The organism is Blautia sp. SF-50 (assembly GCF_900101315.1).
Taxonomy (GTDB): domain Bacteria; phylum Bacillota; class Clostridia; order Lachnospirales; family Lachnospiraceae; genus Blautia_A; species Blautia_A fusiformis.
On record NZ_FMUW01000007.1, the window covers coordinates 142,403 to 164,197 of the forward strand.

Below are 21,795 nucleotides of genomic sequence, written 5' to 3' on the forward strand. Positions count from 1 at the left end.
ATTGTCTACCTCAACTTCTCTCTAAATTCACTTGGTGTCACGCCTTCGTATTTCTTGAATATCCTGCTGAAATAATTGGGGTCGCTGTATCCGGATTCCGCACAGATCTCCTTGATGGAAAGCCCTGAATCCTTGAGAAGTTCTCTTGCATTCCGAAGCCGCACTTCTGTAAGATACTCGATAAAATTTCCTCCGGTCTCCTGCTTAAAAAGCTTGCTGAAATAATAAGGGCTGATATCCACCTCCCGTGACACCTCATCCAGTGAAATATCTTTTTTGTAATTGTCCCGAATATAGGACTTTGCTTTTTCGATAATAGAAACCGCTTCTTTTTCCCTTGCACTTTCCATGTTACTGCAGATTTCTGATGTTTTGCCCAGGAACCATTTTTTCATTCCTTCTATATCTGTATATTCCTGGATCTCATGAATATAATTTCTGCGGCAGCTGATCGCATATTTCACGGTACCTGCAAAAAAGGCCTTTTTTTCCACTCCCATCACAAGCTCCAGGATCTTGATGCGCATGTCCTCCAGATCTACTCCCGGCTGCTTCTCCATCCACCGGATAAATTCCTCGGCACAGCTTAAAGCTCCTGCCACATCCTTATCCATCACCCGCTTTTCATAGCGACGTTCCAAATCTCTTGGATATTCGCCGTCATATTTCTGTGCAGCCGGAACATCCTCAATATGTATAACATGGCTGGTGCTTTCCCGAAGTGCGATCATGGCCTCCTTGAAGGATTCTTTCATGGTGCTTCCCATCTCCTTCACCCGGCCGATACCACAGCGAAATTTACTGTCGATCCTGCTTTCCAGCTTATGTACCATGTTTCTGGTTCTTGTTACAACCTCCACACGTTCCTCATAGGACTCCCTGGAATTACGGTATGGAACAAGCAGTACAATACGGTTTCCCATAATGGGTCCTACCAGACATTCAAAAAATCCCTGAGCGATTTCCCGGAATGTGGAATAAAATTTGTTTGCCTTCACACTGGCCCCCACCGCATTGGTAAGAACACCATTTTCCGTGGAATCCCCGAATTCAGCCACAATCATATATCCATATTCTTCCCGGATATCCAGAAGCTCCCTGTAATTATCCTGATATGTCTGAAAATCATCCTGCAGAAGAATATTATTGATATATCCGCTTTCGATCATGGGTACAACTGTCTCCAGCTTTTCACGGATACGGAGATCATCGCTTCGCTTCTGTCTTGTGGAATCTACCTTTTCCATAGCTTTGGAGCATATTTCCAGAATCACCTTTTTGTTTACCGGCTTGGTAAGAAATTCCATAACTCCAAGATTTACCGCTTCCCTGGCATAATTAAATTTATCATAGGCTGTAATGATCACAAAGACCACAGATCTGTTAAATTTCTGAATTTCCCGGATTGCCTGGATTCCACTTAAGCCCGGCATCTGAATGTCCATAAAGCAGATATCCGGCGGATATTTCTCCGCCTCCTCCACAACCACACGGCCTGTCTTGGCTGTATGGATCTCACATTCATTTCCATAGTTGGAACTTATAATATTTTTCAGGGATTCCAGCATGATCCCCTCATCATCAGCAATCAGGATTCTGTACATTTTTTTCGCTCCTCTCCAGAGGAATATTAATCACTACCTCTGTTCCCATTCCTTCACCTTCACTGTATATTTCCATTAATCCGTCCCGCTCATAATACAGTTCCAGACGGCTGATCACATTATTCATTCCAATTCCCGTGGAATCACCCTCGCCTGAACTGCTGTGGACTTTTTTTGACAGTACTCTTTGTATCTGTTCTCCGGTCATGCCCAGTCCGTTATCCCGAACACTGATCTCAATATGGTCGTTCCATTTCTCCACACTGAGATCAATATGTCCTTCCCAATCTATATTCCGGATTCCATGATTGACTGCGTTTTCCACAACCGGCTGCAGGATCATACTGGGAACACGTACATTTTCCACATCACATTCCACTTTTTTTGAAAAATGGATGTCCCCGGCAAACCGTACATTCAGAATATAAATGTAATTGTCCACAGCCTCCAGTTCTTCCTCCAGTGTGGCATCTTCCTCACCCTTCTTTACATTGTAGCGAAAAAAATCTGCCATCTTTTCCACAAAGATACTGGTTTTTTCTGCATCCTCCATCATTGCAAGCTGTACTCCTGCATTCAGGGAATTAAAAAGGAAATGCGGATTGATCTGAGACTGGAGATACTTAAGCTGTGCCTCCTTGAGATGTGTTTCCATCAAAAGCTCCCTCTCTATCATCTGCTGTTCTTTTTCCATGCTGGCCTTTGTCCTGGCAATGTAAAGACCAAGATTATCCACCATGGTATTAAAGGCTCTTGTTACCGTTCCAAGCTCATCCCTGGAATCTGCTGGGGGCATCTTTACATTAAAATTCCCCTGACCTACCAGCTGTGCAGTTTCTGCCATATTAGTCAGCGGCAGGAACATCTCCCTTGTTGCCATGATCAGAAGGAACATCCCACAGATCACCACCAGAAGCATGATCATCATATTACTGATCTCCAGATATCTCATAACCGCCCGGAGAGCTGCATAAGTCTGGGAATTTTCTTTAAAAAGCTGCTTGTTCAGCTCATCCATAGAACTCTGGATATAACTATAAAGCTCCAGACTTTCATCATATTCCTGCTTATATTTCTCCACATTCCTGCCTCTCTTGGCAGCTACAGTTCCTGCGGTACAGTAAAGATATGATTCTGACATCTTACGTATCTTCTTCTCCAGAAGTTTTACGGAATCATCAATATTCCGTTCATTTAACTTCTCCAGCTCCTGCCTGTATTTCGCCTCATTCTGATAATAATCCATCAGTGCCTGAGAGTTTTTTACCTTCAGATACTGGTACATACTGTCCTGCACATCGTCAAAAACCTGCCCAAGCTCTGTGATCTGGGCATTGCTGGCATACACATCATCCATCTCCTGCATGGAGTTGTTGATCCGCGCATAAAACAGCATGTTGATGCTGAACAGTAAAACTGCCAGCACGCCAACCTCGATCATGATCTTGCTTACAAGAGAAAAGTCACTCCAACGGATCTTTTTCATCTGTGACTGCCTCCCTCCTCATCTTCTTCACTGCTGTTCTGTCAAGAAAATTAATGTCTACGTTGTAGAAAGAATTGGTTCTTCCATCTTCTATATAGCTGGTAACTGCCTCCACACTGTACTGTCCCAGCTGGGTCGTGTCCACATCACAGGTAACTGAAATAACACCTTTTTCAACTGCCGCCAGAATATCCTCAGATGTATAATAACCAATGATCTTCACTTTTCCTGCAAGGTTGAAATCCAGAATTGCCTGTCTTGCACACTCCGTTGTCTCCTCATCCATACACACAAGGATATCCGGAACATTCCGCTTCTGCTGAAAAATATCAGTAACTGCCTCCTCTGTTTCAAAGGTTCCTGTTGACAGAAGATTCCTTCCCTTGATCTCAATATCCTCAGAACCAGCTGCCATCTTCACCGCATTGCTGATCTGAGTGTATATCTGACTTTCGTTCATATCATCAATGTCCCGTTTCTGCAGAATCAGGATCTTCTTCGTGTTCTCATCCACGTATTTGGCAACAATTTCCCCGTAAGCCATGCCAAGCTGATAATCGCTGACTCCCACAAAGCTCTGGCGGCGGCTGTGCACCGCATCACTCATGACTGTAACCACCGGTATTCCGTTTCTTACTGCAGTATTGATTGCTTCTTCCAGACCGGCTTCTCCATTATACTGCAGGATAATACCATCCGCCTTGGCCGCAATGCTCATATTCATATAATCAAGTTTATCATAGGATGTTTCTCTGTCCGGCCCCATGATCTCAAGCAGTACATTATTCTGAGCTGCTTTTTTCTTCGCACTGTCATATACTGCCTGCCAGAACTGGGAATCGGGGCTGTCCACGATCATGTCGTACTGGTATTTATATATTTTCTCTTCCTGTTCATCCAACCCTGCTTTTTCACTGATTCCTCTATAATAGGATTCTCCTGTCATATAAGTAAGTACTATCACGGCAGCAAAAACCAGCAGGATGCAAGCTGATTTCTTTTTCATAATACACTCCATTCTGTTTCACAAAACATTCCGGGTTTCAGTTTATCATAATTTCACAGAAAAGTCACTGTTTGGCATGGATTTTCTGTGCACTTTCATGTTATATTAGTAACCACAACATTACCAAAGGAGGCCGCAAAACATGACAAATGCAACCAAGCTTGCCCTGGAAGAATCCCTGAAGCATCTACTTCTTAAGAAACCTTTAGATAAGATCACCATCAATGACCTGACTACGGACTGCGGGATCAGCCGCATGACTTTTTACTATCATTTCAAGGATATCTATGATCTTGTGGAGTGGTGCTGTCTGGAAGATGCCAGAATTGCCCTTCAGGGCAAAAAAACCTCTTCCACATGGCATGAAGGGCTTCTGCAGATCTTTGATGCCGTGATGGAAAACAAGCCGTTTATCTTAAATGTATACCGCTGCGTGGGGCGGGAACAGATCGAGAATTATCTGTTCCAGCTTACCTGCGATCTTCTTATGGGCGTGGTAACAGAAAAATCAAAAGATATCCCCATCACGGATGAACAGAAAATTTTTATCGCAGATCTGTATAAATACAGCTTTGTAGGAATCATGCTGGACTGGATCAAAAACGGCATGCGCGAAGATTATCGCGAAATCGCAGATGATACCGCAACCGCACTGTACGGAAGCATCGACAACGCCATCCGCAATTTTGCCGCCAGAAACAAAACAGCAGAAATGCATACAGAATAAAAACTTATCAAAACAGACATAATGATAAAAAACTGAACACTTTCGGTATTTTGTAAATAGAATCTTTTTTCCGGATGGGCTATCATAGCCTCAACAGCAACAAAGAACAGTTAATCCGATACAAACAGGTATCTCATTTACGAAAGGTGGATGTCATATGTCAGATAAAAAAGGATTCATGGGACTTGCAGCACTTGCGGCAGCCGGAGCCGGCGCAGCCATGCTGATGAAAAAAACAAGAGAGATCAACGAAGAGGAAAACCTCCATGTGAAAGAAACTACTGCAAACTACCGCAACACCGAGCGTGGAAAGCATGACAAAAACAGCAAAGGGATTTATTATTCCAACGGTAACTACGAAGCCTTTGCCCGTCCGGAAAAACCGGAAGGTGTGGACGACAAGCATGCCTACATTATAGGAAGCGGTCTTGCTTCCCTGGCTGCTGCATGCTTCCTGGTAAGAGACGCACAGATGCCAGGTGATCATATCCACATCCTGGAAGCCATGGATATTGCCGGCGGTGCCTGCGATGGAATCTTTGATCCGTCCAGAGGCTATATCATGCGTGGCGGTCGTGAGATGGAAAACCATTTCGAATGCCTGTGGGATCTTTTCCGCAGTATTCCTTCTCTTGAAAAACCGGGTGCTTCTGTTCTGGACGAGTTCTACTGGCTGAACAAGCACGACCCGAACTATTCTCTCTGCCGTGCAACCGTCAATCGTGGACAGGATGCACATACTGACGGAAAATTTAACCTGAGCCAGAAGGGCTGTATGGAGATCATGAAGCTGTTTATGACAAAGGATGAGGATCTTTACGATAAAACCATCGAAGATGTATTCGATGATGAAGTGTTTGATTCCACCTTCTGGCTGTACTGGAGAACCATGTTCGCATTTGAAAACTGGCACAGTGCTCTGGAGATGAAGCTTTACTTCCAGCGTTTTATCCACCACATTGCAGGTCTTCCGGATTTCAGCGCCCTGAAATTCACCAAGTACAACCAGTACGAATCCCTGATCCTTCCCATGAAAAAATATCTGGAGGATGCAGGTGTTGACTTCCAGTTTAATACTGAGGTCACAAACGTGATCTTCAATTTCAAGGATGGCAAAAAGATCGCCACTGCTATCGAATGCAAGGTAAAGGATGTGGAGCAAGGTATCCTTCTTACAGAGAATGATTATGTTTTCGTCACTAACGGAAGCTGTACAGAGGGCACGATCTACGGTGACCAGAACCACGCACCAAACGGTGATGCAGAGGTCCGTACCAGTGGTGTATGGTCTCTGTGGAAAAATATCGCAGCTCAGGATCCTTCCTTCGGACATCCGGAAAAGTTCTGCTCAGACATTTCCAGAACAAACTGGGAATCCGCTACTGTCACCACTTTGGATGACCGTATTATCCCTTATATCACCAATATCTGCCAGCGTGACCCACGTACCGGCAAGGTTGTTACCGGTGGTATCGTAAGCTGCCAGGATTCCAAATGGCTCTTAAGCTGGACCATCAACCGTCAGGGACAATTCAGGGAACAAGATCCGAAGAAGGTCTGTGTATGGGTTTACGGACTGTTCACAGATGTTCCCGGTGATTATATCAAGAAGCCGATGAAGGATTGTACCGGTAAGGAAATTACCGCCGAGTGGCTGTACCACCTCGGTGTTCCGGTAGAGCAGATCGACGATATGGCAGAAAACAGCGCTGTCTGCGTTCCGACTATGATGCCATACATCACCGCCTTCTTCATGCCACGCACAAAAGGTGACCGCCCGGATGTTATCCCGGATGGCTGTGTAAACTTTGCATTCCTGGGCCAGTTTGCGGAAACTCCTCGTGATACCGTATTCACAACAGAGTATTCCGTACGTACTGCAATGGAGGCTGTATACGGACTTTTCGGTGTAGACCGTGGAGTTCCGGAAGTATGGGGAAGCGTTTACGATATCCGTGAGCTTCTGGACAGCAGTGTGAAGCTGATGGACGGAAAATCCCCGCTGGAGATCCAGCTGCCAGGGCCGCTGAATGCACTGAAGAAACCACTTCTGAATGTTGTGAAGGGTACTGTGGTTGAGAAGGTACTGCGGGATCATGATGTGCTGAAAGATTATATGTAAGATATACAGCCTGCCAGACAGATATTCTCAATCCGAAAATTAAGATTTGAACACAGTAACGGAGCCTACGGTTCTATTCGTGCAGCAATCCCCCGGAAATACTTCTCGCGCGGTATTTCCGGGGGATTTTTTTGATTTTCATATTTTTATTTTCCCAATGTTTCATTCATACTTCCGGAACGGAATCCCTGAAGATCCAGAGTCACGTAAGAAAATCCCAATGTGCGGAATTTCTCTGTGATCTTTGTTCTTGTTTCATTATCTGCAATTTTCAGGATCTCTTCTTCCGGAACCTCGATCCTTGCCATGGTACCGTGGATGCGAACACGGAACTGATGGAATCCCAGATCCATCAGAAACTGCTCGGCCTGATCTACCATGTGAAGCTTCTCCTCGGTAATGGTCTCACCGTATACAAATCTGGAAGCAAGACAGGCAAAGGATGGCTTGTTCCAGGTTGGAAGATTCATGTCTTTTGACAGCTCCCGGATTTCTTCTTTATAGAGGCCTGCTTCCTGGAGCGGACTGCGGACCCCAAGCTCCTGGATAGCCCTTTTTCCCGGACGGTAGTCGCCCAGATCATCCATGTTGGAACCTTCCACGATCATGTTCATATGGCGCGCCTTTGCAGCTTCCCAAAGTCTGGTAAAGATAGCTTTTTTGCAGATATAGCAGCGATCCGGCGGATTCTGACGGAACCCCGGGATGTCGAATTCGTTGATCTTGCATAGCTCCTGGCAAATGTGATTTTCCTGGCAGAAATCTTGCGTTTCTTTCAGTTCTCTGTCGGTGAAGGAGCATGGACATGCGGTAATGGCCATAGCTTTATCGCCAAGTGTTTCCTGTGCAGCTTTCAGCAAAAATGTGGAGTCTACTCCACCGGAAAAAGCTACGGCTACACTTCCCAGGGAACGGAGGATTTCCTGAAGTTTTCTGTATTTTTTTTCAAGTGTGATGTTATCTGTTGCTGGCATATGTTCTGTCACCTCGTAATTTGTAAAATCTTATTTTTGCCGGATCCGAATCTGTAATTTTCAGATCTGTTCTTATTGACATGCTCTTGCAATGCTATGTGTGTATTCTTTATTGTAAACGATACCTTTTTGCCATACAAGTATTTTTCTACCTGACAGATGTACTATGAAATTTATTAGTATCCTCTCTGTTTCCAAACATAATAAGACCGGAAATACAGCATATGCCATACTTCCAGTCTTTCTTTTTACAGTTATTACATTTCGATCACATCAAGATCATCCGGAACAAACAAATTTCCGTGATAATACTCTCTGCCTTCTGCTCCGTAAAGCTCTTTACGTTTCTTAATGTTCTTATCCTCTGTGTGATACAGGACAAGATTCTTAACTCCAAGGTTCTCAGCCAGCTCACTGGCATCCTTAACTGTGGAGTGATGTTTCTCATATGGATTGAAGATATCACGCTGTCCATACAGACAGAATGCTTCGTGGAACATCCAGTCGCTGCCTTTTGCGTATTTCTCTTCACATTCATTGTATGGCTCGTCTCCGCAGCAGGTAAGTACCTTACCACCGTCATAGATCATCTGGAAACCGAACTGTTTCGCCTTGGTGGAACCGATATCAAAGAAGGTCACTTTCTTATTAAGAATTGTTTTTTCCTCGCCGTCTTTTACCTCGATCAGATGAAGTCTGTCACCGATGTACTGTGTCTCCTTCTTATTCAGAAGCTTAAATGCCATGTCTTTGAGAAGTCCGATCACTTCATCATGAGCATAGATGTTTGCCTCGCCCTGATAAGTGCCTTTTTTCATGTTCTGGCAAATGATGCGGATCACCCACACGATTCCCATGATATGGTCTACGTGCTTATGTGTAACAAAGATCTCATGAACATCCATCAGATCAACGCCAGCCTTCTTCAGCTGGGAAAGCACCGTATTTCCGCCGCCTCCGTCAACCAGAAAATGGCCGTACTCATCGCTGAGCACAAAACATGTATTGTAGCACTCTGTTACCAGTGCGTTACCTGTTCCAAGCATGGTTAATTTCATTCTGTTCTCCTCCTGTATAGCCCTGGTCATCAAACATTCAGCCACCCACCATTCTGATCTCTGACACTCTGACCGGCTGTCTCTGATCATATTACAGACACATATACAACCGTTTAATTTTTTTTCTTATTTTTTCTGTGTTTTTCGTGTCCAATGATAACATTATGAAGAAATATTTTCAATGAGATCCATTCATTTTCATAGCAGAAAAATGGTTCAAAGTAGGTATTTGATTTTTCATCCAAAAATACAGCAAACGGAGCCGCATAAATTTCACATTTTCCCTTATTGGAACGAATATATTCACTGACAGAAGCAAATATTTCTCCCGAAATCTTCTGATGTTTCCTGCTGGGCAGTGCCATATAATAAATCTGTCCATCAATCAGTTCTGCCCGTTCCCCTTCAGGAAGATTATAAATATCTTCAATGGTGTAAATATCTTCTTTCACTATAACTGTTCATTGGACGGTCGATCATGATATGTACAAGCTGGCCCGGAGTCGGTTTCTTCTTTTCATAAATCATCTGCTTCATTTATATTCCTCTTTAAGCACATACAATAAATTAACAGATTTTTCTATTATGCCAGTAAATCGAAGATTTTTATTTCAATCCGTTCTTCGTTTTACCAAATCTCAGACTCTACAGCCGCACGCTCAATGCCAAGACCTTTCATATACCGATCCATAAATGCGTTGAATCCTTTCACGCCTTCTGCTTCCGGCGCCAGTGTGCTGCCTTCGTTTCCTTTGAAGACATCTTCATCCAGGAAATCCGCAAGGTCTTCGCCTTCTCTCTTGTTGAGCAGATAGGAAGCCAGAAGTGCGATTCCCCAGGCTCCGCCTTCTCCTGCTGTGGACATTACGGATACCGGTGCATTTACCGCATCTGCAAGGATCTGCTGGCCGACACCCTTTGTCTTAAAGAGGCCGCCATGGCCCAGAAGCTTATCGATCTTTACATGCTCCTGATTCAGAAGGATATCTAGACCTACACGCATGGCGCCGAGGCAGGTGTAAAGATTATTTCGCATAAAGTTTGCCAGTGTAAATTTGCTCTCAGGAGAACGTACAAACAGTGGACGTCCCTCTTCAAAGCCGGTCATATGCTCGCCGGAGAAATAGCAGTAGGAAAGAAGTCCGCCACAGTCCGGGTCGCCTTCCATGGCTTTGTTATAAAGAGTTCCGAACAGTTTGTTCATATCTACTTCCATGCCCATAGCTTCTGCAAATTCCCTAAACACATTTACCCATGCGTTCAGATCCGAAGTACAGTTGTTGGAATGTGCCATGGCAACCGGGTCTCCTGCCGGAGTGGTAACCATATCGATCTCTTTGTACGGTTTGGAAAGTGCTTTTTCCAAGACGATCATGGCAAATACGGAAGTTCCTGCGGAAACATTTCCGGTACGCTGGCGGACACTGTTTGTGGCAACCATACCGGTTCCTGCGTCTCCCTCAGGCGGACACATCGGGATTCCAGCTTTCAGCTTTCCACTTACATCCAGAAGCTTTGCGCCTTCCTCAGTAAGAGCTCCTGCATCCTGACCTGCCACCAGAGCTTTCGGCATAATATCGCGAAGCTTCCATGGGAAACCATAAGGCGCAACCAGTTCATCGAACTTCTGAACCATCTCCTCGTTATAGTCCTTCGTTTCACTGTCGATCGGGAACATACCTGCCGCATCACCGATACCAAGGACTCTTTTTCCGGTGAGTTTCCAGTGCACATAGGCTTCCAGAGTGGTGATATAATCGATATCTTTTACATGCTCCTCACCGTTAAGGATCGCCTGATACAGGTGTGCGATGCTCCATCTCTGAGGGATATTGTAATGGAAAAGCTCTGCCAGCTTCTCAGAGGCTTCTCCTGTGATGTTGTTTCTCCAGGTACGGAACGGGACCATCAGCTCTCCCTCTTTATTAAACGGCATATAGCCATGCATCATGGCACTGACACCAAACGCACCTACGCTTGTAAGCTCCACTCCATATTTTTTCTGAACATCTTCTGCCATATCCTGGTAACTGCCCTGGAGACCTTTCCAGATTTCCTCCAGGCTGTATGTCCAGATACCATCCACATACTGGTTCTCCCATTCATAGGCTCCGGATGCGATGGGCTGGTTCTTATCGTCCACCAGAACTGCCTTGATCCTTGTGGAACCAAACTCAATACCAAGAGCCGTGCGATTCTCAAAAATTGCTGTTTTTGCCTCATTTAATCCCATTGTAAAAACCTCCCGTATTATTTGCTGAAATACATGCTGTTCCATCTCAGCTCATTCTGCAGATTCCGGATCGTTGTATCGCCATCAATATAAACCGCTTCAATCCCCATAGCTGCTGTTTTCCAGTCACCCTCGCCACCGAAGCCATAGCCTTTTTCCATCAGTCGCTGGATCGCAAGTCCCGGAAGCTGTTTCAAGGAGCCCAGATCACCAAAGTGTGTTACGATAGCCTGATAGTTTTTCTCCTCGAGGAAGCGCTCAAAACCGATCTCGATCCCTGCCTGGACTGCTACATGCTTCTTAAATTCCTCAGGGTCACGTCCATCCAGAATCATATCGTATTTATTATAATATTCTTCTACCAGAACATCAATATCTCCTTGGCTTACATCCTGAACATATTCTGCGATCTCATTAACCGGATAAGCATCGATCTCCCAGTTTTTCCTGGGGATGGGTGATAGTGGTAATGCCCTGTCCCTGTCTTTCATATAGTGAATTATCATAGCCGGTTACCGCAACATCTTCCGGGATCTTTTTGCCCTGACGTTCCAGTTCTTCCATGACCTGGACAGCGATCTGTTGTTTTTATTATTTATCAAAAGTTCCATATAAAGAAAGGCCGGAACACCCTCCCCATTCTGGTGTTCCGGCCTTTATATGCCGCCTTGCATATTTATTTCAAAGTTTTTGCTGCCTTCCGATCATTTCCTGCCTTAGCGGTACATCTTCATATAATCCCCATGTGCCTCGATCAGCTCATCACACATTGCCTGGATGTCTTTGATATTCAGCTCTGCACCTGTGTGCGGGTCCATCATGGCTGCCTGATAGATTTTCTGGCGGTCTTTGGTCACTGCTGCCTCAATAGCAAGGAGCTGCGGGCTGACATTGGATGAGTTCATAGCTGCCAGCTGTGTGGGCAGTTTGCCCACTTTTACCGGATGTACACCGGTTCCGTCGATATAGCATGGAACCTCTACGCAAGCATCCGACGGAAGGTTATCGATGTAACCGTTGTTAAGAACATTTCCACCGATCTTGTACGGTGTGTTTGTAACAACAGCCTCCATGATATAAGAAGCATACTCTTTACTTCTCTCATGGCCGATCTTGCCATCCTTGAGGATATCCTCGCGCTCTTTTTCCCAGCCCTCGATCTGTTTGATACATCTTCTCGGATATTCGTCAAGCGGAATATTGAACTCCTCGATCATCTCCGGATATTTGGATTTAATGAAGAACGGATTATACTCTGCATTGTGCTCACTGGACTCTGTGCAGTAGTAGCCAAGATGACGGATGTACTCATAACGTACCATATCCTCATGTTTCTCACCGGATGTATTCTTCTCCTCTGCAATTCTGCGGATCTCCGGGTACAGGTCGTTTCCATCTTTGTCATGGATCTCAAGAAGCCATGCCATGTGGTTGATACCTGCGATCAGCTCGGTACGTCCCTCAATCTTGTCTTCCATTCCCATTCCCTCAAGAAGCTTCTGGGAGCAGACCTGAACGCTGTGACAGAGGCCTACAGTACGGATCTTTGTAAAACGCTGCATATAGCCGGTAAGCATTGCCATAGGGTTGGAGTAGTTCAGGAACAGAGTGTTCGGGCAGACTTCTTCCATATCCCGGGCAAACTCTTCCAGGACCGGAATGGTACGAAGTGCACGCATGATTCCGCCGATTCCCAGGGTATCTGCGATAGTCTGTTTAATGCCGTATTTCTTCGGGATCTCAAAATCTGTAACTGTGCATGGCTCATATCCGCCTACCTGAATGGCGTTGACTACGAAATCTGCATCTCGAAGTGCATCTTTACGGTTCTCGGCACCGAGATAAGTTTTGATCACTGCGCGGTCCTCGTTTACGTTGTGGTTGATGGCACTTAAGATAATTCTGGAATCCTCCAGTCTCTTCTCGTCAATATCATAAAGTGCGATCTCGCTCTCGCGAAGTGCCGGTGTGCACATACAATCGCCAAGTACATTTCTTGCGAAAACCGTGCTTCCAGCTCCCATGAATGTAATTTTGATCATATTCGTTCCTCCTGTTTCCTTTGTTGGATCTCTTATCCGGAATTCTTATATTTTTCTTTGAAATTCCTGATTTTCTGCTATTTCTGCGGTGCAGTCCCGCTTCGTTTTCTTTGTGATCTTATCATACTACCGGAAACTTGTTTAAAATATGTACTTTGATGTTAATAATTGTTGTTTTGTTGCATGAGATACCTGGAAGTAATTTTCTATAACATTTCTTATGACATAAAAAACGCTCTGCCCGATACCAGAATTTTATATATTCCGGCCAGACAGAGAGTTCTTTTTTCTTCGTGAAATATATCACAGGATCAGGGCTCAGATTCTGTATAATCCCCTTTCTTCCCTTTCACCACAAGGCTTCTTTTTTCTTCTTTATATTCTCTTGGACTCCTTCCTGTTCTTGCTTTAAAAACTTTAGAAAAAGCTAAAGGGTCTCCATATCCCACTCTTGCAGCCACCTCGTTGACCTGGATATCTCCTTTTTTCAGAAGTGATTTGGCTTTCTCAATGCGGAGATTCATCAGGTATTCCTGCGGGGAACATCCGAGGCTTTTCTTAAAGGTGCTGGTAAGATAGCTGCGGTTGACTCCGATGCGGTCTGCCAGCTCATTGATCTTAAGCCGCTTGTCAAAGTTGGCTGCAATGTAATCTACTGCATGCTCCACATAAACGGAATTGGGATATCTGTGGGACGGAAGAAGCTTGCCTTCTCTCAGACATGCATCCCGGTTATCTACGATCAGATCAGACAAAAGGAGCAGCAGAAGTCCGTTCCGTTTCAGCTCATTTTCAAAAACGAGCTTGTTGGTCTGGACCATTGCATCAATATATTTTGCAGCATTTTCCATGCAGTGGATCCTTCGGACCGGATTTTCCCTGCTGAAGCCGCTTACATGGATCACTTCCTCTGCAGTCATTCCCTCAAATCCCACCCAGCGGTACGTCCAGGGATTATCCATGTCTGCCTCATACCAGGCCTCCACACTGGATGGGATCAGAAATGCTTCTCCACCTGTCAGATGATACTGATGGCCATCCATCTCAAAAACTCCGCTTCCGGATTCCACGATATGAAGTACATGAGAGATCCTTTTATTTGGTCCAAATCGATGTCCCGGATCGCATTTTTCCCACCCACAATAAGTAAGACAGAGATCCACCGCACCTTTCTTTAAATTCTCCAGACATTTATAGCTGTCCGAGTTTGTAAAACCAACTGTATGAAGCAACTTGTCACCTCCCTGATGTCATATATTATGTTTCCGCCTGTGAGCTGCTTCGCCACCCAATAACAGACCGCCATATCCGGCGGCCTGTTATTTTTCTGGTCAGGCGGATGTTTTTCTGCAGATAATTTTTATTCCATCATTTACAGAAATCAGTCCTCTGCTTCAATTGTATACAATACAGAATGGAAATCACCGTTTGTCTTATTGCAGTAGTCACGATCAACCGGGATTCCTGCATACATCAGCTCATTTCCGTAAGCTTTCAGGCACTTATCTTCCCATTTTACTTTGTAAAGCTGATCCTCGTCAAGACCCTTGAAGCGCAGACGCATCCAGGAAGCATTGACCTTGTTCAGTCTTTCATAGTATCCGGCAACTGCCTGTTTTTTGTCTCTGGAAACAACCATCCATGCAGTATCATTTCCTTCGAACGGGCTTAAGATACGGTAGAAATCGCCCTCCACCTGGATCAGGTCACGATGTTCCTTCATGAATTCCACCTGTGCCTTTACCTCTTCGATCTCTTTGGCACTTAAAAGATTCAGATCCAGCTCATAGCCAAAGGTTCCGAAATATGCCACATTTGCTCTTGTGGAAAGCGGTGTGGTACGGTGCAGCTGATGATTCGGTACTGCTGATACATGAGATCCCATGCTGACGATCGGATAAACAAAGGAGGTACCGTACTGGATCTTCTCTCTCTCTGCTGCATCGGTATCATCACTGGTCCATGTCTGCGGTGCAAAATACAGCATTCCCGGATCAAATCTTGCTCCGCCGCTTGCGCAGGATTCAAAGAGGATGTCAGGGAATCTCTCTGTCAGTCTTGTATACAGCTCATATACACCAAGGATATATTTATGCATAGTCTTGCCCTGATCTGCTGCAGATGCGCCGCGGCTGAAAGGCTCGGACATGTAGCGGTTCATATCCCATTTAATGTAGGAAATGGAAGATTCCTCGATAACCTTGGAGATGGAATCATAAATAAAATCCACAACCTCAGGTCTGGAAAAATCAAGAACGTGCTGATGTCTTGAGTGGGACTCAAAACGATCCGGTGCTCCGATGAGCCAGTCCGGATGTGCTCTGTAGCAGTCGCTGTTCTTGTTTACCATCTCAAGCTCTACCCAAAGACCAAATTTCAGGCCCATCTCCTCGATCTTACGGGAAAGTCCGGAAATTCCGTTTGGAAGCTTATTCTTATTTACGAACCAGTCGCCAAGGCCCTGGTAATCATCGTTTCTGGTTCCGAACCATCCGTCATCCAGAACGAAAAGCTCTACCCCAACCTCTTTGGCTTTTTTTGCAATATTGAGGATTTTTTCCTCATCAAAATCAAAATAGGTTGCCTCCCAGTTATTAAGAAGGATCGGGCGTGCATGATTTCTCCATTTTCCGCGCATCAGGCGGTCACGGTACAGTCTGTGGTAAGCCTGGCTCATTCCGTTTAAGCCCTTATCGCTGTATACCATAACGACCTCCGGAGTCTGGAATTCCTCATCTCTGGAAAGCTCCCAGGAAAAGCCCTGAGGATTGATTCCCATCATAACTCGTGTCATCTCGTAGGTGGAAACCTCAACCTGTGCAAGGAAGTTTCCGCTGTACACAAAGCTGAAGCCGAAAACCTCGCCTGTATCTTCTGTTGTATGAGGACGCTTCAGCGCGATAAACGGATTCTGCTCAGAGCTGGAGCCGGTTCCTGCAAGACTCTGTACAGCCTGTATACCCATCTCAAGTTTGCGTGTTTTTACATAGCGCTCACGTGCCCATGCACCGGAAAGATGGATCATCTCATAATCCATATCCGGGAACTCCACTGCTGCGCTCATCACGTTCTCAAGACGGATTTTCTGATCCCCTTTCTGAACAAGGCGTGCACTTCTTGTGATCACCGGATAATCTTCATATACAGAATAGGTAAGAACAAGATCTGTGTCCATCACAGGATCATGAAGTATGATGTCCAGAGATGTTGCTTCCTCATCGCTCTCTGTATAAGTTGCAGGAAGACCTGCAAGTTTCTTTTTGCCGCCATAGATCTCGTGGGAAACATATTTGAAATCTACGATCTCACTTCCGTTCTCCTGACGAACAGTAAGAGCGGGGCTTCTGAAATCACCGGTTCCGTAAACAGGATACTCCTGTTTGATATACTGCATGGAAAGAAGTCCCGGTTCCGGAACGCATACAGCCATCAGGGAACGCATGATCTCCTCGTGAAGATAACTGAAATCCTCTTTATCGCGGATAGCTTTTCCATAGTACAGATTCTCCATCTGGCCATTTTCCATGATACAGGTGATGTAGCTTAAATGTTTGTTATAAATGTGGAATGTCTTTGATCCCTCGTGAAATTTGATCGGCATAATTTTCTCCTTTTTTCGTTTACTGCGGATAAAAATATCCGCCTCTTTCCTTAAGAATCATCAAATAACTGTGCATTTTGGCATTTGCTTCGATAAAAATACCGCTGACAACCTCAATAACCAAATCCTCAGTTATATACATTGTCAGCGGTCTTGTATTACCTTATGTAATATTTCTGATTACAGTTTTCCACCGCTGGTAGCAATACCTTCGATAAACTGTTTCTGGAAGATCATGTAGATCACGATCATCGGAATGCAGGCGATCAGAGATGCAGCCATCAGTTCCGGGAATTTGGATACGTACTGGCCCTGCATCTTTGCAAGTGCGGAAGAAAGTACCAGCATATCCTTATCTGTATTAACGATCATCGGCCACATCAGATCTTTGAATGCGAATACAGCTGTGAAAATTCCAAGTGCGACCATACTGGATCTTGTAAGTGGTGCCATGATGTAAAGGAAGGTCTGACCGATGTTACATCCATCAAGTCTGGCAGCCTCCTCCAGATCCTTCGGCAGTCCCATGTATCCCTGTCTCAGAAGGAAGGTACCGAACGCAGTGACAATACCCGGGAATACAAGGGCAAAGATCGTATTCAGCATACCCATCTTGCTGACCATCAGGTACTGCGGGATGATGAAGATCTGTACCGGAACCATCATCTGGAACAGTACAAGACTAAAGCAGAGATCACGACCCTTGAAATTCAGTCGTCCAAATGCATAGCCTGCCATAGTTGCTGTAAGAACCGCACACACTACTCGGAAGAAGATCAGAAGCAGTGTATTCTTGTACAGAAGCAGGAAGTTCATATTATTGATAACAGAAATAAATGCGTCTTTTCTCCATATTTTCGGGAAAATGGTGAAAGGATCTACAGATGTTGCTTCCGTTACAGATTTAAAAGCTGTCAGGATCATCCAGATAAATGGCACAAGCATCGTTATGGACACAATGATCAGTATGACATGTATTAAAATAGTGGTTAATTTCTTTTTTGTTTCCATACTATCCATGGTTAATCCCCCTTTTTAGTTGTAGAATACCCATTTCTTCTGACCGATCATCTGGAATACTGTCAGGATCATGGTGATAATAAGAAGTACTACTACGATCGTAGCGCCGTATCCCATGTTCTTATTGATAAATGCATATTTATAGAACAGATAAACCAGTGACTGAGTCTTGGTAAGTGCCGGGTTTGACTTGTCAATAACCATATAGATCAGGTCGAATACCTGAAGGGATCCGATCACACGGGTAACAAGTACGAAGAAAATGGTTGGTGAAAGAAGCGGGATCGTGATGTTAAAGAATGCATTCACACCTGTAGCACCGTCAATAGATGCAGCTTCATAATAATCTCTCGGGATTTCCTGAAGTCCTGCCAGGAAAAGAACCATATTGTAACCGATGATAGACCATACACCGATGATCGCAACTGCAAATACTGCAATTTTCGGATTAGAAACCCAGTTTACATGAACATGGAAAACGTTATTGATAAGACCATAATCAGAGTTGAACAGCCATCTCCATACCATGGCTACCGCTGCCGGAGCTGCTACCATCGGGAGGAAGATGATGGTTCTGTAAACAGAACGGCCCTTCATCTTTCTATTAAGAAGTACTGCAAGAACAAGTGCGATGGCAATGGAAAAAGGGACCTCCACGATCGCATATTTGAATGTGTTGATCAGTGCCTGCCAGATCTCTTTATCTGCAAAAACCTTCTGATAGTTCTGTAAGCCGATAAAGATATTTCCTTTACCAAAATCTCCTGTTTTGAAAAAGCTCTGGTAAATAGTCTGGAAGATCGGGATGATGTTCAATACGATCAATCCGATGGTTGTTGGGAGAATAAACAGCCAGCCCCAGAGGAACTCACTGCGCTCTCTCTTTGTCCGTGCCTGTGACTTGGTAGTTTTAGCCATAAGAATCACTCCTTCTATTCCTTCTATGTATGAGGCCGCTGCACCTGCGTGCGGCGGCCCCTCTCATTACTGCACTTAATTATCGGTGTTTCTTAATGCTTACTCCTCAGCCAGCTTCTCGTTCATCTGATCAGCCATCTGCTTGCAAGCCTCTTCCATTGTGATGTCGCCTGTGTATACGCCTTTAAGGATCTCGTTGTCCTCGTTCTCCCATGTTACAGTAGATTTGGAGTATGGACGGATCTCCATGTCATCCATCATGTTCAGGTATGCCTGAAGGTTGAAATCTGCGGATTTAGCCCATGCATCAGATGTATCTTTGTATGCACTCATTGTAACACCAAGCTCAGCCTGTTTCTCCTGAGCCTCTTTGGATCCGAGGTACTCGATCAGCTGCCAAGCTTCGTCTGTGTGCTCACCGGAAGCAGATGCTGCCCATCCAAGTCCGTTATATAAGGAAGCTCTTCTGCCTGTCTCAGCGTTTTTAGGAAGCTCTACACAATCACAGTTAGCTGCTGTGTACTCGTTCTCTTTAAATGCTGCAAGCATCCAGGAGCCCTGGCATGTCATAGCGATCTTGCCAGCCTCGAAAAGTACGTCCTCGTTGTTCTCGGACATTGTCTCAAGAGACGGGATCACGCCATCCTTGATCCATCCTTCCAGTGTCTGCATAGCTGCGATCGTCTTCTCATCATCCCAGCCGGATTTTGTCTTGTCATCGCTGATGATGTATCCGCCGTTATCATAGATCAGGTTGTAGTATCCGGCCTGGTTGTTATCATTTCTCATTGCGAGACCGTACTGGGAACCATCATCCTTAGTAAGCTTCTTAGCTGCCTCTGTAACATCATCCCATGTCCAGTCAGCTGTCGGATAATCAAGTCCTGCCTCGTCAAATAATGTCTTGTTGTACCAGAGAGCGATTGTATCTATATCCTTCGGTACTGCATAATATTTATCATCGTATGTATACAGTCCCCAGATATCCTCCGGATAGTTCTCCGGATCGATCAGATCGCTGTCTTTGATCTTATCGGTCAGATCAAGAAGCATATCGTTGGACATGTATCTCTGACTCTCGTTGGAGTGCATCCAGAATACGTCCGGAAGGGAACCACCCTGTGCACCGGCCTCGAGCATTGTCCAGTACTCATCCCATTTAACAACGGAGATCTCTGTCTTGATTCCTGTCTTCTCTGTGAAGTCTGCGAGAATTTCTTTGATTCCCGGCTCCTGGTTGGTGTCCCAGATGGATACGGAAAGTGTAACATCGTCACCTTTTGCATATACCGGAACTGCTGTCATTACCATGGCACCTGCTAACAATAATGCTGCTACTCTTTTGAAATTCATAACTTCTTCCTCCTTTTAAATCTTTCTTATTTGCCCTCTTTCTTTGGTCAGTTTTTATATTTTTTCACGTCCCTGACCGTTGATATTATTATAATTGCACATGGAAAAATGATAAATGGATTATTGTCATTTCAATATGGAAAAATGTTGCTTTTTATTCATTTTATCCATTTTTTGTTCATACTTAGTTAATTATTCGTCATTTTTACATGTTTTCTTTCATTTATTACATATATTTTCATATTTTTCACTATTTATGAGCATATTTTGGCACCCATTTATTTCCTTGTAGCAAAACCAACATTTTTACATATCTGTTTTTGTATGTTTTTACTAACTCAGCACATGTATAAATGTCATTTTCCAAAAAACACAATTTTCCTTTCCTAACATAATTCCATGCGTGCCATCATTTTCACATGTGCACGCAAAGTTCCATGTTTTTTTATACAGTCCCATAAACCGTGCTGATACTTATCTGCGTCCCCTCTCTTTACACACAATCAAAAACTATGCTAAGATTAGCTGTATCGGACTTTTCCCATATGGTCTGTTTTCATTTCTACATTTCTATATAAGGAGGTATTTCGTTATGAATCTTTTAAATGAAGATAATGTCGTCCATGTATTTCTCAACAAGCTGGGTGACATCGTGATCGCCAATCTTCTTTTTATTCTCTGCTGCATCCCCGTGATCACCATTGGGCCGTCACTAACTGCTCTTTATCACTGCATGATGCGTACAGTAAAAGGGAATAACAACGGCACAACGAAAACATTTTTCAGAGCTTTTAAGGAAAACTTCAAACAGTCACTGATCATATGGCTGCTGATCCTTGCTGCCGGAACCATGCTCATCCTGAATATCCGCTTTCTGCTCCATGCAGAAGGAAGCGCTGCACATATGCTGTTTTATCTTTCTGTGGGGGTTCTGACTTTGCTGATAATTTTTACTTTATACATATTCCCGGTGATCGCAACCTTTGCCAATACACTGGGGGCACTTTGCAGAAATGCATTTCTGCTGGCATTTATGCATTTCCCCACAACGATCGCCATTGCGGTGATCACGATCTTTCCATTGTATATGACATATCTCGATGCAAAGCTACAGCCACTTTACGCATGCTGCTGGTTTTTCTTTGGATTTGGACTTGTAGCTTTTATAAATTCGATGCTGTTGTATCGATTTTTTAAGAAGCTGCTTCCTCCGGAGGAGGATATTTCGCTTTTGTGATGAAAAGCTTGGGAAAATTGTTATTTATTTAGATATAGTATTTTCGCTTTTCAAAGCAGAGGAAATCTGCGAGGGGGAAAGCACTCAGAGTTGCGAAGCCCGTTTTCAATGCCATTTAGATAGAACATTTTGTAGATGATTCTTTATGTTACATTCTGTAATGTTTTGATATTTGGAGTGCTTTGAGAGGAAAAAATACGCAAACTTCCCCTTTGGGGTAGAAATCGTACTTTTATCCTTTAAATAACTTGTGTTTTTATCCAAAAAAAGTTATAGTATTCTTATATTAGGACACTCGGTATGCAAAGCTTACAAAGCCTTTCCTCTTTTTGGTACGGGGAAATTTCCGGCCGGGCTTGACCGGGACCAGGTAGCGTAACAGGAGTGTCTCGATATGAGGCGAGATCGTAGGAC

General features: G+C 44.4%; 17 protein-coding genes and 1 pseudogene. 3 read left to right on the forward strand and 15 right to left on the reverse strand.

Translation table 11 applies throughout. The features are described 5' to 3' along the window. Nucleotides 1-5: 5 nt before the first annotated feature. From BLP57_RS06605 to BLP57_RS06615, 3 genes are read right to left on the reverse strand one after another with little or no spacing between them, the layout of a single operon-like run. A complete protein-coding gene (locus BLP57_RS06605) occupies nucleotides 6-1,604 on the reverse strand; it encodes a response regulator transcription factor (RefSeq protein ID WP_092070230.1) in 1,599 nt (532 codons plus the stop codon). Next, nucleotides 1,582-3,090 carry a sensor histidine kinase gene (locus tag BLP57_RS06610; RefSeq protein WP_092070233.1) on the reverse strand — a complete coding sequence of 503 codons (1,509 nt, stop codon included), beginning with the start codon at nucleotides 3,088-3,090 and terminating at the stop codon, nucleotides 1,582-1,584. The genes BLP57_RS06605 and BLP57_RS06610 overlap by 23 nt, the downstream gene beginning before the upstream one ends. After that, the gene (locus BLP57_RS06615; RefSeq protein ID WP_092070236.1) at nucleotides 3,068-4,096 is read right to left on the reverse strand and encodes a sugar ABC transporter substrate-binding protein; all 1,029 of its coding nucleotides are present in this window, start codon (nucleotides 4,094-4,096) and stop codon (nucleotides 3,068-3,070) included. The genes BLP57_RS06610 and BLP57_RS06615 overlap by 23 nt, the downstream gene beginning before the upstream one ends. Nucleotides 4,097-4,238: 142 nt before the next feature. Between BLP57_RS06615 and BLP57_RS06620 the strand changes: the two genes are divergently transcribed. Both BLP57_RS06620 and BLP57_RS06625 read left to right on the forward strand, forming a co-directional pair. Continuing rightward, on the forward strand, nucleotides 4,239-4,823 hold the full coding sequence (locus BLP57_RS06620; protein WP_015526040.1) for a TetR/AcrR family transcriptional regulator: 585 nt from the start codon (nucleotides 4,239-4,241) through the stop codon (nucleotides 4,821-4,823). A gap of 157 nt (nucleotides 4,824-4,980) precedes the next feature. Next, nucleotides 4,981-6,945 (forward strand): oleate hydratase, encoded by a 1,965-nt coding sequence (locus BLP57_RS06625; RefSeq protein WP_092070239.1) that lies wholly within the window; start codon nucleotides 4,981-4,983, stop codon nucleotides 6,943-6,945. A gap of 146 nt (nucleotides 6,946-7,091) precedes the next feature. Here BLP57_RS06625 and larE read toward each other — a convergent pair whose 3' ends face one another. The 12 genes and pseudogenes from larE to BLP57_RS06685 form a co-directional block, all read right to left on the reverse strand. Next, complete coding sequence (gene larE / locus BLP57_RS06630; RefSeq protein ID WP_092070242.1) at nucleotides 7,092-7,919, reverse strand: ATP-dependent sacrificial sulfur transferase LarE; 828 nt, start codon at nucleotides 7,917-7,919, stop codon at nucleotides 7,092-7,094. Nucleotides 7,920-8,176: 257 nt separating this feature from the next. Further along, nucleotides 8,177-8,977, reverse strand: a complete 801-nt coding sequence (locus tag BLP57_RS06635) for an MBL fold metallo-hydrolase (protein WP_022426660.1) — start codon at nucleotides 8,975-8,977, stop codon at nucleotides 8,177-8,179. Between the two features lie 113 nt (nucleotides 8,978-9,090). Next, complete coding sequence (locus tag BLP57_RS06640; RefSeq protein ID WP_330389362.1) at nucleotides 9,091-9,429, reverse strand: Uma2 family endonuclease; 339 nt, start codon at nucleotides 9,427-9,429, stop codon at nucleotides 9,091-9,093. Nucleotides 9,430-9,605: 176 nt separating this feature from the next. Next, nucleotides 9,606-11,210, reverse strand: a complete 1,605-nt coding sequence (locus BLP57_RS06645) for a xylulokinase (protein WP_092070248.1) — start codon at nucleotides 11,208-11,210, stop codon at nucleotides 9,606-9,608. A 107-nt stretch (nucleotides 11,211-11,317) separates the two neighbouring features. Then, nucleotides 11,318-11,650: pseudogene (locus tag BLP57_RS06650) on the reverse strand (L-arabinose isomerase family protein); the annotation flags it as partial. Beyond that, nucleotides 11,625-11,774, reverse strand: coding sequence for a substrate-binding domain-containing protein (locus BLP57_RS18665; RefSeq protein ID WP_092070253.1), 150 nt, complete (start codon nucleotides 11,772-11,774; stop codon nucleotides 11,625-11,627). The pseudogene BLP57_RS06650 and the gene BLP57_RS18665, both read right to left, overlap by 26 nt. Nucleotides 11,775-11,926: 152 nt before the next feature. After that, entirely contained in the window at nucleotides 11,927-13,252 is a 1,326-nt protein-coding gene (locus BLP57_RS06660; protein ID WP_022426688.1) for an alpha-glucosidase/alpha-galactosidase, read from the reverse strand. Nucleotides 13,253-13,563: 311 nt separating this feature from the next. Then, on the reverse strand, nucleotides 13,564-14,484 hold the full coding sequence (locus tag BLP57_RS06665) for an AraC family transcriptional regulator (protein ID WP_092070256.1): 921 nt from the start codon (nucleotides 14,482-14,484) through the stop codon (nucleotides 13,564-13,566). Nucleotides 14,485-14,633: 149 nt separating this feature from the next. Further along, entirely contained in the window at nucleotides 14,634-16,853 is a 2,220-nt protein-coding gene (locus tag BLP57_RS06670) for an alpha-galactosidase (RefSeq protein ID WP_092070259.1), read from the reverse strand. Between the two features lie 180 nt (nucleotides 16,854-17,033). Beyond that, nucleotides 17,034-17,873 (reverse strand): carbohydrate ABC transporter permease, encoded by an 840-nt coding sequence (locus tag BLP57_RS06675; RefSeq protein WP_092070262.1) that lies wholly within the window; start codon nucleotides 17,871-17,873, stop codon nucleotides 17,034-17,036. A 15-nt stretch (nucleotides 17,874-17,888) separates the two neighbouring features. After that, the gene (locus BLP57_RS06680) at nucleotides 17,889-18,791 is read right to left on the reverse strand and encodes a carbohydrate ABC transporter permease (RefSeq protein ID WP_092070265.1); all 903 of its coding nucleotides are present in this window, start codon (nucleotides 18,789-18,791) and stop codon (nucleotides 17,889-17,891) included. Nucleotides 18,792-18,890: 99 nt separating this feature from the next. After that, nucleotides 18,891-20,144 (reverse strand): ABC transporter substrate-binding protein, encoded by a 1,254-nt coding sequence (locus tag BLP57_RS06685; protein WP_092070268.1) that lies wholly within the window; start codon nucleotides 20,142-20,144, stop codon nucleotides 18,891-18,893. 592 nt (nucleotides 20,145-20,736) lie between these two features. Between BLP57_RS06685 and BLP57_RS06690 the strand changes: the two genes are divergently transcribed. Then, nucleotides 20,737-21,381, forward strand: coding sequence for a YesL family protein (locus tag BLP57_RS06690; RefSeq protein ID WP_015526055.1), 645 nt, complete (start codon nucleotides 20,737-20,739; stop codon nucleotides 21,379-21,381). The last annotated feature ends 414 nt before the right edge of the window (nucleotides 21,382-21,795 follow it).

Bases quoted from the DNA above. Each gene is read 5' to 3' on its own strand.
- BLP57_RS06605 (WP_092070230.1), bottom strand. From the start codon at position 1,604: ATGTACAGAATCCTGATTGCTGATGATGAGGGGATCATGCTGGAATCC.
- BLP57_RS06625 (WP_092070239.1), top strand. From the start codon at position 4,981: ATGTCAGATAAAAAAGGATTCATGGGACTTGCAGCACTTGCGGCAGCC.
- BLP57_RS06610 (WP_092070233.1), bottom strand. From the start codon at position 3,090: ATGAAAAAGATCCGTTGGAGTGACTTTTCTCTTGTAAGCAAGATCATG.
- BLP57_RS06645 (WP_092070248.1), bottom strand. From the start codon at position 11,210: ATGGGATTAAATGAGGCAAAAACAGCAATTTTTGAGAATCGCACGGCT.
- BLP57_RS06615 (WP_092070236.1), bottom strand. From the start codon at position 4,096: ATGAAAAAGAAATCAGCTTGCATCCTGCTGGTTTTTGCTGCCGTGATA.
- BLP57_RS06670 (WP_092070259.1), bottom strand. From the start codon at position 16,853: ATGCCGATCAAATTTCACGAGGGATCAAAGACATTCCACATTTATAAC.
- BLP57_RS18665 (WP_092070253.1), bottom strand. From the start codon at position 11,774: ATGGAAGAACTGGAACGTCAGGGCAAAAAGATCCCGGAAGATGTTGCG.
- BLP57_RS06660 (WP_022426688.1), bottom strand. From the start codon at position 13,252: ATGATCAAAATTACATTCATGGGAGCTGGAAGCACGGTTTTCGCAAGA.
- BLP57_RS06690 (WP_015526055.1), top strand. From the start codon at position 20,737: ATGAATCTTTTAAATGAAGATAATGTCGTCCATGTATTTCTCAACAAG.
- BLP57_RS06685 (WP_092070268.1), bottom strand. From the start codon at position 20,144: ATGAATTTCAAAAGAGTAGCAGCATTATTGTTAGCAGGTGCCATGGTA.
- larE (WP_092070242.1), bottom strand. From the start codon at position 7,919: ATGCCAGCAACAGATAACATCACACTTGAAAAAAAATACAGAAAACTT.
- BLP57_RS06635 (WP_022426660.1), bottom strand. From the start codon at position 8,977: ATGAAATTAACCATGCTTGGAACAGGTAACGCACTGGTAACAGAGTGC.
- BLP57_RS06675 (WP_092070262.1), bottom strand. From the start codon at position 17,873: ATGGATAGTATGGAAACAAAAAAGAAATTAACCACTATTTTAATACAT.
- BLP57_RS06620 (WP_015526040.1), top strand. From the start codon at position 4,239: ATGACAAATGCAACCAAGCTTGCCCTGGAAGAATCCCTGAAGCATCTA.
- BLP57_RS06680 (WP_092070265.1), bottom strand. From the start codon at position 18,791: ATGGCTAAAACTACCAAGTCACAGGCACGGACAAAGAGAGAGCGCAGT.